General features: G+C 64.3%; 1 pseudogene. It reads right to left on the reverse strand.

Annotated features, from left to right (window positions below):
- A pseudogene (locus MUB46_RS24485) lies at positions 1–566 on the reverse strand (hypothetical protein); the annotation flags it as partial.
- Positions 567–580: the final 14 nt, after the last annotated feature.

A 580-nucleotide genomic window follows, 5' to 3' on the forward strand; every position in this document is an offset into this window, starting at 1 on the left:
GTCCGGTACTTCTCCCACAACAGCCCCTTGCGGGCGTGCGGGCTCGATATGCCGATCAGCATCGCCCCCGGCATCATCGTCGCCATTGCCGGCTTTACGGCCCGGTACACGTCGGTATCCGGGGACAGCGTGTTTTCCGATCGCCAGTGCGCAACCTCGTCGAAGATGGCGGCAACCACCGTGCGACCACGCACGCGGCGCTGGTCGTTCGTCGTCACCTCGACGGCGAGCCCGTTCTTCAACTCGATGGAATCCGCCGTGTTGCGCTTGATCAGCTTCCGCAACATCGGCTGTTCGAACATTTCGCTGATGTAGCCGAGACAGACCTTCGCCTGGTCACGGTCGACCGCAAGCAACTGGACCACGCCCCGCTCGCCACGGGTCAACCGCTTGCGGAAGCCGAATTGTTCGGCGCCGATGGTGGCCAGATAGACCGCGATGGACCCGGCCTTAACGTCCTTGCCGGACCGACGCCCCATGATCAACCATGCCTCGCTGGCAGGCTCGTCGGGCGCCTCGTCGCGGCCGGTCAGTTCCCGGAATACGGCGAGTTCGTCGTCAGTCATGGGGAGCCCGAACA

The sequence above is a fragment of the Microbaculum marinisediminis genome, assembly GCF_025397915.1.
Classification (GTDB): Bacteria; Pseudomonadota; Alphaproteobacteria; order Rhizobiales; family Tepidamorphaceae; genus Microbaculum; species Microbaculum marinisediminis.